The following is a 15,847-nucleotide window of genomic DNA, read 5'->3' as shown; positions in this document are numbered from 1 at the left end:
GTCGCCGACCGGCGACGGGGGCCACCACTCCTACGGTGTGCCGCTACTCACCGCCGCCGAAGCGGGCGGTCCAGGCGGCCAGGTCCTCGTCGGTGATCTTGGCGAACAGCACCGGCGGCACGGTGAACGCGGTGCCCGCCGGCACGAAGTCCAGCGCGCGCGCCTCCTCGGCGCTCACCCACGCCCGGGTGCGGGCCGGGGCGTCGTCCGCGAGCGCGAACGCCTCGCGCATGGCCTGCGCCGCCGCCGGGATGAACGGCTCGGAGACGACGGCGTAGAGGTGGATCAGGTTCATCGCCGTCCGCAGGGTCAGCGCGGCGGCCTCCGGGTCGGTCTTCACCTGGAGCCAGGGCGCCTTCTCGTCCAGGTAGGCGTTGCCGGCGCTCCACAGCGTGCGCAGGCTCTGCGCGGCCTTGCGGAAGTTCAGCGCCTCCAGCTGGGTCTCGTACTCGGCCAGCAGGTCGGCGATCTGCGCGCCCAGCCGCTGCTCCGCCTCGCCCGCCGCGTGCCCGGCCGGGACGTCGTCGCCGAACCGCTTGCGGCTGAAGGAGAGCACGCGGTTCACGAAGTTGCCGAGGGTGTCGGCGAGGTCCTTGTTGACGACCGAGGAGAAGAGGTCCCAGGTGAAGCTGGAGTCGTCCGACTCGGGGGCGTGCGCCATCAGGAAGTAGCGCCAGTAGTCGGCCGGCAGCAGCTCCAGCGCGACGTCGGTGAAGATGCCCCGCTTCTGGCTGGTCGAGAACTTGCCGCCGTAGTACGTCAGCCAGTTGAAGGCCTTGACGTAGTCGACCTTCTTCCACGGCTTGCGCGAGCCGAGCAGGGTGGCCGGGAACATCACCGTGTGGAACGGGACGTTGTCCTTGGCCATGAACTCCGTGTACCGGACGGTGTCGTCGGCCTCGTACCACCAGGACTTCCAGTCCCGGGTCTCGCCGCCGGCCGCCGAGTCCGCCCACTCCTTGGTCGCGCCGATGTACTCGATCGGGGCGTCGAACCAGACGTAGAAGACCTTGCCCGCGGCCGCCAGCTCCGGCCACACGTCGGCCGGCACCGGGACGCCCCACTCCAGGTCACGGGTGATGGCGCGGTCCTGCAGCCCCTCGGTCAGCCACTTGCGGGCGATCGAGGACGCCAGGACGGGCCACTGGTCGCCGTGCGCGTCGACCCACTCCTCGACCTGGTCGGTCAGCTTCGACTGGAGCAGGAAGAGGTGCTTCGTCTCGCGCACCTCCAGGTCCGCGCTGCCGCTGATCGCCGAGCGCGGCTCCAGCAGGTCCGTCGGGTCGAGCACCCGGGTGCAGTTCTCGCACTGGTCGCCGCGCGCCTTGTCGTAGCCGCAGTGCGGGCAGGTGCCGACGATGTACCGGTCCGGCAGGAACCGCCCGTCGGTGACCGAGTACACCTGGCGGATCGCCCGCTCCTCGATGAACCCGTTGGCGTGCAGCTCACGGGCGATCTCCTGGGTGATCTCCCGGTTCTGCCGCGAGGAGCTGCGCCCGAAGTGGTCGAACGACAGCCGGAACCCGTCGTAGACGGCCTTCTGCTGGTCGTGCGCCTGCGCGCAGAACTCGGCGACCGGCAGCTCGGCCTCCTGCGCGGCCAGCTCGGCCGGCGTCCCGTGCTCGTCGGTGGCGCAGATGTACAGCACCTCGTGCCCGCGCTGGCGCAGGTACCGGGAGTAGACGTCCGCCGGGAGCATGGACCCGACCATGTTGCCCAGGTGCTTGATCCCGTTGATGTACGGAAGGGCGCTGGTGATCAGGTGCCGAGCCATCCTCGGATGCTCCAATTTCTCCCGCACGCACCCCAGCCCGGAGTGCCGTGACAGGCGCAGGGTCTGGGGGCCGCAACGGAGGCCGCGCCGCAGTCGGCCGGGCTCCGGGCTGCCACACAGAGCGAAGGTCCACTGTGGGCGTGCGCAGTGTATCGAAGCCCGGGCGGCCTCCTCCCGCCCTTTTCACCGCTCGGACGGCGCGCGGCCGCCGTCAGCCCGCGGCCGCCCGGCGGTGCACCTGGACGACCGCGTGCCGGCCGGTGGTGCGCCACGGAGCGCCGGTGGCCTCCAGCCGGGCGAGGACGGCGGGTTCGACGCCGACGACCACGTCCGACTTGAGCGTCCGCAGCGCCGCGACGGAGGACGGGAAGTGCGCCACCGCCGCCGCGAACGGGGTGGTCGGCGGCCAGAGCCGGTCGCCCACCAGGCGGCGGTAGTTGAGGTCGCCCTTGAAGACCGTCAGGGCCGCCCCGGCGAACTCCGCCCGGAGCCCGGCGGGCAGGTCGTGGAAGGTCAGCGGCGCGCAGAAGAACGCGTCGGCGCGGACGGTGAGTTCACCCGTGCCGAGGGCCCGCCACAGCCGCCGGCCGATCGCCGCCGCCCGGGGCGTGGAGGCTGCCCGCAGGCGCTCGACGGTGGCGAGCAGATCGGCCGGGGTCGCGTCCGACACGAAGTACGGCCGGGGCTTCACGTACAGCGCCACCTCGGCGGCCAGGCCGTCGTCGAGCAGGTGGTCGATCAGCACCAGGTCCGGCAGCAGCTCCCGGCCGGCGTTGTCCGCGACGACACAGACCCGGCCGCCGCGGGTCCGCTCCAGCTCGGTCCGGAACAGTGCGCTGTCGTCGGCGACCAGCTCGGCGACGGGGCCGTCGTCGGCCGCCGTCAGCCCGAAGCTCAGGTCCGCGCGGTTGCCCCACAGGGCCGACGTCACCAGGGCGCGCGCCCGCTGCCGGGGCGGCAGTTCGCCCAGCGGCTCCAGTGCGGCCAGCTCGTCGTCCACCGCCGGGCCCGCCAGTTCGGCGGCCTTGAACGGGCCGAACGGGTCGATGCCCTGCCAGGCCCCGGGGCGGAGGTAGCCGGTGGCGTCGAGCAGGCGGTGGTAGAACCAGTTCTCCGCCCACAGGAACGGCGCCTCGCCCCACGGCCGGCCCCAGAGCCCCACGCCCCACGCCAGCCACCGCTCCCGGTCGTGGACGTCCGCGCCCGGCGGCGTCAGGACGCCCGTGGTGCTCTCCACCAGCAGCCGCTCCACCGCCGCCCGCTCGGGCGGCCCGTACGGCAGCGCGTCGAGGACCTGTCCCAGGAGCTTCGGATGCCGCTCGTGGAACACGCCCCAGGGGAACGAGCCGGGGACGTCACTGCGGATCACGGGCGCACTGGTCGGCACGGACGGCTCGTCTCTGTCGGTCGGTCACCACCCCCCGCTCCGGGGCAGCACTCCCAGTATCCGGCCCGACCCCGCCCACCGCCGTCCCGAAAGACCCGGCCTGTACGCAGGGTTCTGTCCCCCCCGGGCCCTCGCACCCTGCGAGGGCCCGGATGAACGATTCGTCTAAGCGTGGCCGAAGTGGTCGAACTCCCCGCGCTTGACGCCTTCGAGCCAGAGGGCGAACTTCTTCGGCGTGGTGACGACGATCGCGCCCGGGGCATCGGACTCGCGGATCTCGATCATTCCGTCCCCGGTGATCCGGACCTCGACGCACTGATTGCTGTTCCCGCTTGCCGATGACTTCTGCCAGTCGCTCATGGCTCGCTAACCTTCCAGGTCCGTCGCTATGCGATGGATGAAGTCGATGGAGTCATCGGGACTGAGCGCGATGGCCTCGGATTCGGCGATGATGGCACGATACGAGTCCAACTCTGCCTCGGCATGGATGAACTGTGGGCCTTGAGTGAGGTCGATCTGCACAGTGTCCAGCTCGGGAACCGGACCCTGGGCGAAGAACAGATCCTCGCCCGAGCCGGGATAGGTGTCGAGGCTGAAGGGGATCGCCCGGATCGTGATGCCGGGGCGGCTGGCATCATGGAGCAGGCTCGCGAGCTGATCGCGGAGGACAGCGGGGCCGCCGAACTGCATGCGGAGAGCAGCCTCGTGGATGAAGGCGGTGAACGGACTGGTACCGCCGGTGAGAACCTGCTGGCGTTGGATGCGGAAGGCTGTTCGTACCTCCGTGTCGTGGCGGGGAAGCGGGGGTCGGAGCCGCGAGAACATGGCGGCGGAGTACTGGCTGGTCTGAAGCAGTCCTGGGATCGAGACGGTGTTCAGCACGAGCAATGACTCGGCATGGTACTCAAGTTCGGCGATATCGAGCATCCCACTGGGCACTCGGCCGCGGAAGCTGTGCCACCAGCGCTTGCCGCGATCGTGCGTCATCAGCGTCAGCGCCTCGATGAGCGAGGTGTTGCCGCATTTGCTACTGACGGCCCAGGAGTTGAGGCGGTCGGTGCTGATTCCTGCTTTGCCGTTCTCCATCTGGGAGATTTTGGCCACGTCGGTGCCGAGGGCCGCTGCCATGGCTTTGGCGGTCATGTCCGCGTGCTCACGCATCTTGCGCAGCTCGATGCCGAGTCGCTGCTGCCGCACGGTCGGTGACAAGCGGGGTGGCATGCGTTCTCCCCTCGGTCGATGCTTCCGGTGCAGTCTGCCGCCCCGCTCCCGACCGGTCCACCCGAGGGTGTGACCCGCTGTAAGGCGTCCCTCGATGGAGTGAATAGAAGGGTCTTCAGTAGCAAATATTGCCCCCCGAACCTACCTTCGTTCACACAGGGCCTGACTGGTTGCCAGATCCCCGAAGTGCACCCCGGATGGGCGTGCAGGCTGCCGACGCCTGCACGCCCCGTCGTCGGCAGGGGCAAGCCACGAGGCGCGGCCCTCATCCGCACTATCACCTCAACTGGACTGGAGACAGTCGATGTTGCTCCCTCTCCTGTGCCCGCTCGACTTGGACCCGACGGCCGGCGAGTTCAGGCTGGACCTCTTCCCGCCGGCTCTCCCCGAATCCGTCGGGGCGCTCCGCCGCCTCCTCCGCGACACCCTCCGCAGTCTCGGTCTCGACTCGGACGCTCCCTGCCTCATCCTCTCCGAGCTGGTCACGAATGCCCTGGTCCACGGCGAGGGCCCGCCGACCGTGGTGCTCGAACTCCGGTGCGGGAGGCTGTGGATCGCCGTCTCGGACGCCGGTACCGCCCCCATCCTGCGCCCTCGCCCGGACGACTCGCGTACCAGTGGGCGGGGGCTTGATCTGGTGGGCGTGCTTGCCGATGAGTGGGGTGTGAAACTCATCGGGACGTACGGCAGAGCGGTGTGGGCCGCGGTGGCGGTCGGGGGCTGATGGGCGCGTTCCTGCTCGCCGGGCTGCTGGTTTCGGTGCTCTTCGTCGGCGTCGTCGCGCAGCTCATCGCGCACCGTCAGCCGCGTGAAAGGCGCTCCACCAGGCGGGACTTGGCCGCCGGCCACTCGTCCGCCAGCATCGAGAAGTAGGCGCTGTCGCGCCAGACCCCGGTGGCGCGGAGCTTTTCGCGCCGGTGGATGCCCTCGAACGACGCGCCGAGGCGCAGGATCGCGTTGCGGGAGCGGTCGTTGAGCGCGTCCGTCTTCCAGAACACCCGGCCCATGCCCAGGTCCTCGAAGGCGTGGACGAGCATCAGCAGCTTGGCCTCGGTGTTGACGGCCGTGCGCCAGACCGAGCGCGCGTACCAGGTGCCGCCGATCTCGACGAGCTCGTTGTCCGCGCTGAAGTCGTAGTACCCCGTGATGCCGACCGCGCGGCCGCTCGCGAGGTCGATCACGGCGAACTTCACGGCGTTCCCGGCCGCCACCTCCGCCAGGCGGACGTCGAGGATCGCGCCCAGCTCCTCCTCCGTCGCCGGGGCGCCGAACGGGATCCAGCGCCAGACGTCCGGGTCGGGGCCGACGGAGGCCCACAGCTCGGCCAGGTGTCCCCGGCTCAGCGGCTCCAGTCGGACGTGGCGGCCGGTCAGGGTGACGGGGGCAGGCAGCTTCGCAGTCATGATCCGAACGTAACGGTGCTCTGCACTAGATGCAAGAGGTTATTGCACTAGTGCAGATGCCCCGAGGCAAGGAGAAGGCCCTGCGGGACGCAGCGTCCCGCAGGGCCTCTCGCTCGTTCCCGGTGGTCCGGACTCAGATGAACGAGTTGATCTCGATCGTTTCGGTCCGGCCCGGGCCGACGCCGATGGCGGAGATCTGCGCGCCCGACATCTCCTCCAGCGCCTTCACGTAGGCCTGCGCGTTCTTCGGCAGGTCGGCGAAGGTCTGGGCCTTGCTGATGTCCTCGGTCCAGCCCGGCAGCGTCTCGTAGATCGGCTTGGCGTGGTGGAAGTCGGACTGGTTGTACGGGAGCTCCTCGACGCGCTTGCCGTCGATCTCGTACGCGACGCAGACCGGGATCTGCTCCCAGCCGGTCAGCACGTCCAGCTTGGTGAGGAAGAAGTCGGTCAGGCCGTTGACCCGGGTCGCGTAGCGCGCGATCACGGCGTCGAACCAGCCGCAGCGCCGGTCGCGGCCGGTGGTCACGCCGCGCTCGCCGCCGATCCGGCGCAGCGCCTCGCCGTCGGCGTCCAGCAGCTCGGTCGGGAACGGGCCCGACCCGACGCGGGTGGTGTACGCCTTCAGGATGCCGATGACCCGGTCGATCTTGGTCGGGCCGATGCCGGCGCCGGTGCAGGCACCGCCGGCGGTCGGGTTCGACGAGGTCACGAAGGGGTACGTGCCGTGGTCGACGTCGAGCAGGGTGCCCTGGCCGCCCTCCAGCAGGACGACCTTGTTGGCCTTCAGCGCCTCGTCGAGCACCAGGGTGGTGTCGGCCAGGAACGGCTTGATCTTGTCCGCGTAGCCGAGGTACTCCTCCAGGACCAGCTCGGCCGGGATGGCGCGGCGGTTGTAGAGCTTCACCAGCAGCTGGTTCTTGTCGTGCAGCGCGGCTTCGATCTTCTGCTGCAGGATCGACTCGTCGAAGAGGTCCTGGACCCGGATCCCGACGCGGTTGATCTTGTCCGCGTAGGTCGGGCCGATGCCGCGGCCGGTGGTGCCGATCCGGCGCTTGCCCAGGAAGCGCTCGGTGACCTTGTCCAGGGTGCGGTGGTACGGCGTGATCAGGTGGGCGTTGCCCGAGATCAGCAGCTTGGAGGTGTCGATGCCGCGCTCGTTCAGCCCGCTGAGCTCGGAGAGCAGCACGCCCGGGTCGATGACGACGCCGTTGCCGATCACCGGCGTCACATTCGGGCTGAGGATGCCGGAAGGCAGCAGGTGCAGGGCATACTTCTGGTCGCCGATGACCACCGTGTGACCGGCGTTGTTGCCGCCCTGGTAGCGAACGACGTAGTCGACGGAGCCGCCGAGGAGGTCGGTCGCCTTCCCCTTGCCCTCGTCCCCCCACTGAGCGCCAACGAGCACGAGTGCCGGCACAGGCGTACACCCCTTCCGGTTGGGGCATCCTGCGAAGGCCGCAGTCTGCCCCGAGATAGACGAAGCCCCTGGCGCAATAGCGCAAGGGGCTCTTGCACCGAGAGATTACCTGAGGAAGGACCGGTCGTGTCGTCCCTGTCCACGCCCGCAACCGGCGGCCCCGAACCGCTCCTCCTGCTCCTCGACCCGGCGGCCCGGCAGACCGACGGCGAGTCGGTGCGGATCGCGAGGGACGTCCTGTGCGGAGGGACGGACGCCAAGGTGGCCTACCCGGAGAGCCCTTCCGAACTCGACCGGGTGCTTTCGCACCGGGGCCGCCGCCGACCGGTGGTGATCGGCTCCGACCTGGCGATGCAACGGGTGCTCCAGGCCCTCTACCGCCAGCGTGAGCTGGGTGCGGACCCGGTCGGCATGGTCCCGGTGGGCCGGTCCGACGAGCTGGTGGCGGCCCGCGCGCTCGGTGTGCCGGGCGAGCCGGTGCCGGCCGCGCGGGCGGTGCTCGGCGGCGTGCCGCGCAAGCTGGACCTGCTGGTGGACGACGGCGGCGGAGTGGCGCTCGGCAAGGTGCGGATCTCCGGCAGCGGAGCGCGCCGGATAGCGGGCCGTACGGGTGGCTGGCGTTCGCTATGGGCGAAACTGGCTGCGGCCGAGCAGGGGACCTCACTCACGGTCGAGGCCGGCCGGGGCGAGCACAGCGCGCTGCTCCGGGTCGAGGCGGACGGCCGGCTGCTGGCCGACCTCGACCAGCCGGTCCGGGTGGTCGAGGTGACCCTGCCGGGCGGGGAGGCGATCGGCGGCGTGATGGAGATCGTGGTCCGCACGCCCGGCGCACTGGTGCGCGCCCGGGCGGCGACCCTCGCGGTGACGGGGCGCGGGTTCGGCTACGAGGCGGACGGCCAGCCGGTGGGCCCGGTCCGGGACCGGACCTGGACGGTGCACCCGGGCGCCTGGGGGCTCCTGCTCCCGAGCGGCTGAGGCCGGGGGAGCCCGGGGGAGGCCAGGGGAGGGCCGGATCGAGGACTGAACCGAGGACTGAACCGAGGACTGAACCGAGGACTGAACCGAGGACTGAACCGAGGACTGAACCGAGGCCCGAAGGGGTCGAAGCGGAGGGCCGAAGACGGCCCCGCGAAGCCCGGCGGCCCCGCCCGGCCCCCGTCGGCCCCCTGGGTGAGCAGGCTCACGTTGCCCGCCGTTAACCTCCGGGCCGTCCGCAGGCGGAAAGGCGCCAACGGGCGCGACCCACAAGGCCAAGCGCCCCTCGACCGAATTCCACGCCCTGGAAATCCGCCGCCGGTAAGGGGTTTTGTCTACGCGCGTTGCCGAGCGATCGCCCAAGAATCCGCGCCGCCCTGGTTCCGGAAGCCTGTGCCAACTGCCCTAGACTCGAAGGCGTGCCACGTGGTGACGGAAGACTCAACCACGATCTTCTTCCCGGCGAGAAAGGCCCCCAGGACGCTTGCGGCGTCTTCGGTGTCTGGGCTCCCGGCGAGGAGGTCGCCAAGCTCACGTTCTTCGGCCTTTACGCCCTGCAGCACCGCGGTCAGGAATCCGCGGGCATCGCAGTGAGCAACGGCTCCCAGATTCTCGTCTTCAAGGACATGGGACTCGTCTCCCAGGTCTTCGACGAGGCCTCCCTGGGGTCGTTGCACGGGCATATCGCCGTCGGACACGCCCGCTACTCGACCACCGGTTCCTCGGTCTGGGAGAACGCCCAGCCGACCTTCCGCGCGACCGTTCACGGTTCGCTGGCCCTCGGGCACAACGGAAACCTGGTGAACACCGCCGAACTGGCGGCCATGGTCGCCGAACTGCCCGGTGAGGAGCACGTCTCCCGCTCGGGCCGGTCCGCCGCGACCAACGACACCGACCTGGTGACCGCCCTCCTCGCGGGCCACCCGGACCTCTCCATCGAGGAGACGGCCAAGCTCGTCCTGCCCAAGGTCAAGGGCGCGTTCTCGCTCGTCTTCATGGACGAGCACACGCTCTACGCCGCCCGCGACCCGCAGGGCATCCGCCCGCTGGTGCTCGGCCGGCTGGAGCGCGGCTGGGTGGTCGCCTCCGAGACGGCGGCGCTGGACATCTGCGGCGCCTCCTTCATCCGCGAGGTCGAGCCCGGCGAACTCATCGCCATCGACGAGAACGGCATGCGGACCTCCCGCTTCGCCGAGGCCAAGCCCAAGGGCTGCGTCTTCGAGTACGTCTACCTGGCCCGCCCCGACACCTCCATCGCCGGCCGCAACGTGCACCTCTCCCGCGTGGAGATGGGTCGCAGGCTGGCCGCCGAGGCGCCCGTCGAGGCCGACCTGGTGATAGCGACCCCGGAGTCCGGCACCCCGGCCGCCATCGGCTACGCCGAGGCCAGCGGGATCCCGTACGGCTCGGGCCTGGTGAAGAACGCCTACGTGGGCCGCACCTTCATCCAGCCCAGCCAGACCATCCGCCAGCTCGGCATCCGGCTGAAGCTCAACCCGCTGCGCGAGGTCATCCAGGGCAAGCGCTTGGTGGTCGTGGACGACTCGATCGTCCGCGGCAACACCCAGCGCGCGCTGGTGAAGATGCTCCGCGAGGCCGGCGCGGCCGAGGTCCACATCCGGATCTCCTCGCCGCCGGTCAAGTGGCCCTGCTTCTTCGGCATCGACTTCGCCACCCGCGCGGAGCTGATCGCCAACGGCATGACCATCGAGGAGATCGGCCGCACGCTCGGTGCGGACTCGCTCTCCTACATCTCGATCGACGGCATGATCGAGGCCACCAAGCAGCCGAAGGACCGGCTCTGCCGGGCCTGCTTCGACGGCGAGTACCCGATGGAGCTGCCCGACCCGGCGCTGCTCGGGAAGCTCCTGCTGGAGGCCGAGATCAAGGGCGGCCAGCAGCCGCCCGCGGTCCGCGGCAAGCCGACCAGCGGCAGCGACCTGGACGGCGTCCAGTCCCTGCTCGGCGGAGCGGGCGCGGCCGACGCCCTGCGCCGCCCGTAACGACCTGACGGTGGGGTCCCGGAACCCGGGGCCCCACCGCTGTTCCAACCCCCACTGACCCGAAAGGGCCGCACCGCAGTGACCACGAACCAGAACGGCGCCACCTACGCCGCCGCCGGCGTCGACATCGAGGCGGGCGACCGCGCCGTCGAGCTCATGAAGCAGTGGGTGAAGAAGGCCAGCCGCCCCGAGGTGGTCGGCGGCATCGGCGGTTTCGCCGGGCTCTTCGACGCGTCCGCCTTCAAGCGCTACGAGCGGCCGCTGCTGGCCTCGGCCACCGACGGCGTGGGGACGAAGGTCGCCATCGCCGCCGCCATGGACAAGCACGACACCATCGGCCACGACCTGGTCGGCATGGTCGTGGACGACCTGGTGGTCTGCGGCGCCGAGCCGCTGTTCATGACCGACTACATCTGCGTCGGCAAGGTCGTGCCGGAGCGGGTCGCCGCGATCGTCAAGGGCATCGCGGAGGGCTGCGCGCTGGCCGGCTGCGCCCTGGTCGGCGGCGAGACCGCCGAGCACCCGGGCCTGCTCGGCCCGGACGAGTACGACGTGGCGGGCGCCGGCACCGGTGTGGTCGAGGCGGACGCCCTGCTGGGCGCCGACCGCGTCCGCGCGGGCGACGTGGTGATCGCGATGGCCGCCTCCGGCCTGCACTCCAACGGCTACTCGCTGGTGCGCCACGTGCTGCTGAACGAGGCCGGCTGGAAGCTGGACCGCAAGGTGGAGGAGTTCGGCCGCACGCTCGGCGAGGAGCTGCTGGAGCCGACCCGGATCTACTCGCTGGACTGCCTGGCGCTCACCCGGGCCACCGAGGTGCACGCCTTCTCGCACGTGACCGGCGGCGGCCTGGCGGCCAACCTGGCACGGGTGATCCCGGACGGCCTGCACGCCCGCCTGGACCGCGGTACCTGGACGCCGCTGCCGGTGTTCCAGACCGTCGCCGAGGTCGGCAAGGTGGCCACCCTGGAGATCGAGAAGACCCTGAACATGGGCGTCGGCATGGTCGCGGTCGTCCCGCCGCACTCGGTGGACGTCGTGCTGTCGATCCTGGAGGACCGCGGCGTGGAGTCCTGGCTGCTCGGCGACATCGTCGAGCGCTCCGGCGAGCACGAGGGCGGCGCGGCGCTCTACAACGCCTACGAGGCCTTCACCGCGGGCTGAGCGGCATGACGAAGGGCCCCTCCGGCGGGAGACCGCGGGAGGGGCCCTCCGCGTGTCCGGGGAGCCGTGACGGGACCGGCGGGGCCGGAGCGGAGCGCCCGCACTCAGGGAACGCCGAAAACCGGCCCGGCGCTCTGGGCGCTCGGGCCGGTCAGGCCAGACTGTGACTACGCGCGGCGGCGGGCCTGCGAAGGCCCGGTCCCCGACGTGCTGTCATCGTCCTCGTCGTCGTCGGCGTACCGAGCCGCGTATTCCGCGTAGGGGTCGTCGTCCTCTTCTTCCTCGATCGGCTCAGGCTCGATCGAGGCGGTAGAGGGCGATACGCCCAGCTCGTTGGACAGACGATTGGCGTCGAACCCGCCGCTGTTGTACTTCAGCTCGCGGGCGACCTTCGTCTGCTTGGCCTTGGCCCGGCCGCGCCCCATGGGTCGACCCCCTCAACGATGGGGCTCACGGCCCCGAGTCTGACACGTGTTCATGATCAAGAGCGGCCTGCCCGAATGGGGAGAACCGTCCCTTGGAGCATTAACGGTACCTGTTTCTGCCGCTGGACGGTACGTCGTCGGTGTGACGTGGCGCGCACCGGCCGCACCCGAGACCAGGTCTTCCCAGGTCACGGGAGGTTTTGCGGCAGTTTGCGCGCGGTCCGGAGGTAGCTGAGGTCCGTCGTTCCGGGATCGATTATCCCCCCAAGGGGGGTGGTGGATCACCCGATCGGGCGCAGAAGTGAGAATCCGGTTCCACATCGTGATGCGCGCGGGACGAGTCGGCCCGGGCCCCCGCGGCGGGGCCGGGAGGGCCCTCGGGGCCCCGCGGCGGGCCGGAGACGGGGGAGCCGCCCCCGGGCGCGTCACGGAGTCCGCGACGCGCCGGGGAGCGGCTCCGGCCGCTCGGGGGTCAGCCCCGGCGGGCACCCGGCAGCAGCACCGAGCGGAGCGCGCTGATCTCGCGCATCCGCTTCTCGGCGAGCCGGTCGGCGGCGACGGCCGGCGGCACGCCGTCGGCGGCGGCCCGGGTGAAGATCTCCAGAGTGGTGTCGAAGATCCGGGTGGCCTTGTTCTTGGCCCGGTCGAAGTTGAAGCCCTCGATCTCGTCGGCGACCTGGATCACGCCACCGGAGTTCACCAGGTAGTCCGGGGCGTAGAGGATGCCGCGGTCGGCCAGGTCCTTCTCGACGCCGGGGTGGGCGAGCTGGTTGTTGGCCGCGCCGCACACGACGGAGGTGCCGAACTCGCCGAGGGTGCCCACGGCGTCGTCGGTGAGGGCGCCGCCGAGGGCGCAGGGGGCGTAGACGTCCAGCTTGCTCTGGAGCAGGGCGGCGCTGTCGGCCACCACCTCGACCTCCGGGTGGGCGGCGCGCACGCGGTTCACGGCGGCCTCGGAGACGTCGGTGATGACGACGGTGGCGCCGTCCGCGACCAGGTGGCCGACCAGGTAGTGGCCGACCTTGCCGACGCCGGCCACACCGACCCGCTTGCCGCGCAGGGTGGGCTGGCCCCAGCGGGCCTGGGCGCTGGCGCGCATGCCCTGGAAGACGCCGAAGGCGGTCAGGATGGAGGAGTCGCCGGCGCCGCCGTTCTCGGGCGAGCGGCCGGTGACGAACCCGGTCTCGCGGGCGATGACGTCCATGTCCTGCACGTAGGTGCCGACGTCGCAGGCGGTGATGTAGCGCCCGCGCAGGGACTCGACGAAGCGGCCGTAGGCCCGCAGCATCGCCTCGTTCTTGTCCTTGTTCGGGTCGCCGATGATGACGGCCTTGCCGCCGCCGAGGTCGAGCCCGGCCAGCGCGTTCTTGTACGACATGCCGCGCGAGAGGTTCAGCGCGTCCTCCAGGGCCGCTTCCTCCGAGGCGTACGGGAAGAAGCGGGTGCCGCCGAGGGCCGGGCCCAGGGCGGTGGAGTGGATGGCGATGATGGCCTTGAGGCCGGAGCTGCGGTCGTGGCAGAGGACGACCTGCTCGTGGCCGTCGCCGGGAGCGGCGCCGTCCTGTTCGGTACGGAAGATCCTGCTGAGCACTCCGGGTGCGGGGTACGCGGCGGATGCGGTCTGTACGTCGGTCACTGTGGTGACTCCAGTATCCGAGGCCCGCTGCTGTGGTGCGGGCGCCTAAGGCGAAGCGTAGTCGCGCGGTCGTCCTCGATCTGCCCTCTTGTACGAGCTTGCGCGGGTTGTCCGCGTACTGAGACGGGGGCGTGCGGAGTGCGTTCCCGAACGGCTCCCGGCCGAAGGCCTCCCGGGCGGGGGCCGGTGCGTGCGACGATGCAGAACGTGACCGTCGTGCGCACCTCCGTACTGCCGCCCTACGCCGCCCACCTGCGGGTCTACGAGCCGCTGGCCGCCTACCCGGAGCCCGAGCGCGCGCGCTGGCAGGCCTATGCCGCGGCGCACGGGCCGGATGCCGCGGAGGCCGGCCGTCCGGTCGCGGTGGCGGCGCTGGAGGAGCAGCGGGCGGCACTGGCGGAGCTGGTCGGCCGCACCCCCCGCGCCCTGCCGGAGCGGGAGAGCGAGCGGGCCTTCGTGCGGTCGGTGGACGGGGTGCTGTACGTCTGCCCCTGGGCGACCCGGCTGCGCACCTGGCAGGCGCTGGACGAACTGCGGGCGGCGGCGCCGGTGGCGCTGCTGGACACCGCGCTGCCGCCGGCCACCCGGGCGGCCGCCGAGGCGGACCGGGAGCGCTGGCGGGCCGAGCACCCGGACGCCCGGCCGTGGATCGTGACCAGCCGGTGGGAGGTGCCGGTGCGCTGGTTCCTGCCGTTCGGGGAGGAGGACCGCTGCTTCGTGCCGGCGGGCGGCCCGGGCGAGGCGGGCGGGACGGGCGATCAGGGGCCGGCCGGGGGCGCGGCGGAGCCCGGTGGGTCGGCGGGCGGCGCCGGGTTCGACCGCGGGGAGAAGGGGGAGCAGGCGGCGCTGTTCTACCTGACGCCGATGGCGCAGGCGCGCCGCCGGGTGGCCCGGGCCTACCGGGCGCTGCGCGAGGCCGTGCCGGAGGGGGACCTGGTGCGCGGGGCGGAGCTGGTGGGGCGGTGGCTGGAGGAGTTCCACCCGCGTTCCCTGGTGGAACTGGACTACGGGGGGCTGGTGCACCTGCTGGGGCCGGAGCAGTTGCTGGCGGACCGTTCGGCGGGGGAGCTGGAGGACGGGCTGCGGGCGCTGCGGGCCGGCGAGGCGGCGGAGGCGCTGCGGGTGTACGAGGAACTGACGGTGCGCTGGCGGCGGGTCCTGGCACTGCGGTACGCGAACTGAGTCAGCGGGTAGGGGAGGGGGGTCGGTCCGGCCCGGGGGAGGCGTCGGAGGGCCGCGGGGAGGGGTGCGAGGTGCCGCGGGGGCCCGGTCGACGGGGCGTCAGTGCTGGCGGGGCGGGGTGTCGGTGGTACTTGTAAGACTGGAAGAGTCCTACGGCCCGAGCCGTATGACCAAGGTCCTGGTTCGGGTCAATAGCTATCGAACGTGACACTACTCACCGTTGACGCGAACTTACCCCTATGTGCAAAAATGGGACAACCAGCCCAACTTCACATGAGCGTGCCCACTTTTGGGTGGTTCTGGAACCGATGCGTACCTTGCGAGGAAACAGCGGGTCTGGTCTCCTCGTAACCGGATGTCACTATAAGGTGACTGCCCGTTATGGGGTGGTCCATCGCCATCCGTCAGCCTTGAACCCGTGAGGGGTCAATTTTGGCGGTTTGGTCGATAGGGCTGGACGGATGGTGTAGTTGTAGACACCAGGACAAGCCGTTCGTCCTATAACCGACTCGGCCCGTCTATGCCATTTCGGGCATCGCGGGCCAAGGTGCAGAATTTGAAGGATAGAACCGCCCTGGTTCGGTTCTCCCGAGGAGGCCGCTCATGACCGCTCGTACCCCTGATGCTGAACCCCTGCTGACGCCGGCAGAGGTCGCCACCATGTTCCGCGTGGACCCGAAGACGGTTACCCGCTGGGCCAAGGCAGGCAAGCTCACGTCCATTCGCACGCTTGGCGGGCACCGTCGTTACCGCGAGGCGGAGGTGCGCGCCCTGCTGGCCGGTATTCCCGCCCAGCGAACCGAGGCCTGATAGGCCGAAGGCTCTTTCAAAGGGGCTGCTTACCGGACTCCGCCGGGTCCGGTAAGCAGCCCCTTTGCATGCCCGCGGGCGCTCCCGGAGATCGTGCCGGGCGGCCGGAATGTTGAACTCCGGATAACGATTTGAGGCCCCTGGGGCGGGGGGGATATACAGTTCATAGCTGTGCAATTTTACATATTAAATTGGCACCCCTGGGGAAGGGGTGCCATGTGTCCGGTCTCGGGAAAAGATAAGTGACGACGATCACGCGGGTCGTTGCTTGTGGTCTAGACCTAGTCCGGGGTAGGGATCCCTCCCGGGGCAAACGCGAGAGGCCCGGAACCAAACGGTTCCGGGCCTCTCGGCTACGGCGATCCTGACGGGACTTGAACCCGCGACCTCCACCTTGACAGGGTGGCGAGCTAACCAACTGCTCCACAGGACCAGAGTGTTCTGATCTTG

Annotated in this window: 14 protein-coding genes and 1 tRNA gene; 6 read left to right on the top strand and 9 right to left on the bottom strand. The window is 70.6% G+C overall.

The window, feature by feature from the left end; all coding sequences use genetic code 11:
• Positions 1-43: 43 nt before the first annotated feature.
• The 4 genes from metG to ABT263_RS17115 form a co-directional block, all read right to left on the bottom strand.
• The gene (metG, locus tag ABT263_RS17130) at positions 44-1,774 is read right to left on the bottom strand and encodes a methionine--tRNA ligase (protein ID WP_352291212.1); all 1,731 of its coding nucleotides are present in this window, start codon (positions 1,772-1,774) and stop codon (positions 44-46) included.
• Between the two features lie 211 nt (positions 1,775-1,985).
• On the bottom strand, positions 1,986-3,143 hold the full coding sequence (locus tag ABT263_RS17125; RefSeq protein WP_352291211.1) for a damage-control phosphatase ARMT1 family protein: 1,158 nt from the start codon (positions 3,141-3,143) through the stop codon (positions 1,986-1,988).
• Between the two features lie 183 nt (positions 3,144-3,326).
• Positions 3,327-3,521, bottom strand: a complete 195-nt coding sequence (locus ABT263_RS17120) for a DUF397 domain-containing protein (protein ID WP_352291210.1) — start codon at positions 3,519-3,521, stop codon at positions 3,327-3,329.
• A gap of 6 nt (positions 3,522-3,527) precedes the next feature.
• On the bottom strand, positions 3,528-4,382 hold the full coding sequence (locus ABT263_RS17115; protein ID WP_352291209.1) for a helix-turn-helix domain-containing protein: 855 nt from the start codon (positions 4,380-4,382) through the stop codon (positions 3,528-3,530).
• Positions 4,383-4,686: 304 nt separating this feature from the next.
• On the opposite strand from ABT263_RS17115, the gene ABT263_RS17110 reads away from it, so the two are divergent.
• Entirely contained in the window at positions 4,687-5,106 is a 420-nt protein-coding gene (locus ABT263_RS17110) for an ATP-binding protein (RefSeq protein ID WP_352291208.1), read from the top strand.
• A gap of 76 nt (positions 5,107-5,182) precedes the next feature.
• On the opposite strand, the gene ABT263_RS17105 is transcribed toward ABT263_RS17110, so the two are convergent.
• On the bottom strand, positions 5,183-5,785 hold the full coding sequence (locus ABT263_RS17105) for a GNAT family N-acetyltransferase (RefSeq protein WP_352291207.1): 603 nt from the start codon (positions 5,783-5,785) through the stop codon (positions 5,183-5,185).
• Positions 5,786-5,918: 133 nt separating this feature from the next.
• Complete coding sequence (locus ABT263_RS17100; RefSeq protein WP_352291206.1) at positions 5,919-7,202, bottom strand: adenylosuccinate synthase; 1,284 nt, start codon at positions 7,200-7,202, stop codon at positions 5,919-5,921.
• 126 nt (positions 7,203-7,328) lie between these two features.
• On the opposite strand from ABT263_RS17100, the gene ABT263_RS17095 reads away from it, so the two are divergent.
• The 3 genes from ABT263_RS17095 (at position 7,329) to purM (ending at position 11,344) form a co-directional block, all read left to right on the top strand.
• A complete protein-coding gene (locus ABT263_RS17095; protein WP_352291205.1) occupies positions 7,329-8,177 on the top strand; it encodes a diacylglycerol kinase family protein in 849 nt (282 codons plus the stop codon).
• 419 nt (positions 8,178-8,596) lie between these two features.
• Positions 8,597-10,180: an amidophosphoribosyltransferase gene (gene purF / locus ABT263_RS17090; RefSeq protein WP_329489013.1), complete on the top strand. Its 1,584-nt coding sequence runs from the start codon at positions 8,597-8,599 to the stop codon at positions 10,178-10,180.
• A gap of 78 nt (positions 10,181-10,258) precedes the next feature.
• Positions 10,259-11,344, top strand: coding sequence for a phosphoribosylformylglycinamidine cyclo-ligase (purM, locus tag ABT263_RS17085; RefSeq protein ID WP_329489014.1), 1,086 nt, complete (start codon positions 10,259-10,261; stop codon positions 11,342-11,344).
• Between the two features lie 167 nt (positions 11,345-11,511).
• Here the strand turns inward: purM and ABT263_RS17080 are convergent, their stop codons facing one another.
• Together ABT263_RS17080 and ABT263_RS17075 are read right to left on the bottom strand one after the other, a co-directional pair.
• On the bottom strand, positions 11,512-11,769 hold the full coding sequence (locus ABT263_RS17080; RefSeq protein WP_329489015.1) for a DUF3073 domain-containing protein: 258 nt from the start codon (positions 11,767-11,769) through the stop codon (positions 11,512-11,514).
• Between the two features lie 472 nt (positions 11,770-12,241).
• Positions 12,242-13,405: a Glu/Leu/Phe/Val dehydrogenase dimerization domain-containing protein gene (locus tag ABT263_RS17075; protein ID WP_502885814.1), complete on the bottom strand. Its 1,164-nt coding sequence runs from the start codon at positions 13,403-13,405 to the stop codon at positions 12,242-12,244.
• A 207-nt stretch (positions 13,406-13,612) separates the two neighbouring features.
• Here ABT263_RS17075 and ABT263_RS17070 point away from each other — a divergent pair, with 207 nt between their 5' ends.
• The gene (locus tag ABT263_RS17070) at positions 13,613-14,587 is read left to right on the top strand and encodes a DUF8083 family protein (protein ID WP_352291204.1); all 975 of its coding nucleotides are present in this window, start codon (positions 13,613-13,615) and stop codon (positions 14,585-14,587) included.
• A gap of 603 nt (positions 14,588-15,190) precedes the next feature.
• Complete coding sequence (gene bldC, locus ABT263_RS17065) at positions 15,191-15,397, top strand: developmental transcriptional regulator BldC (protein ID WP_014137253.1); 207 nt, start codon at positions 15,191-15,193, stop codon at positions 15,395-15,397.
• 359 nt (positions 15,398-15,756) lie between these two features.
• Here bldC and ABT263_RS17060 read toward each other — a convergent pair.
• Positions 15,757-15,830, bottom strand: a tRNA-Asp gene (locus tag ABT263_RS17060).
• Positions 15,831-15,847: the final 17 nt, after the last annotated feature.

This window comes from Kitasatospora sp. NPDC001603 (assembly GCF_040298365.1).
Lineage (GTDB): Bacteria > Actinomycetota > Actinomycetes > Streptomycetales > Streptomycetaceae > Kitasatospora.
This window is presented reverse-complemented; position numbering and strand designations above follow the sequence as displayed.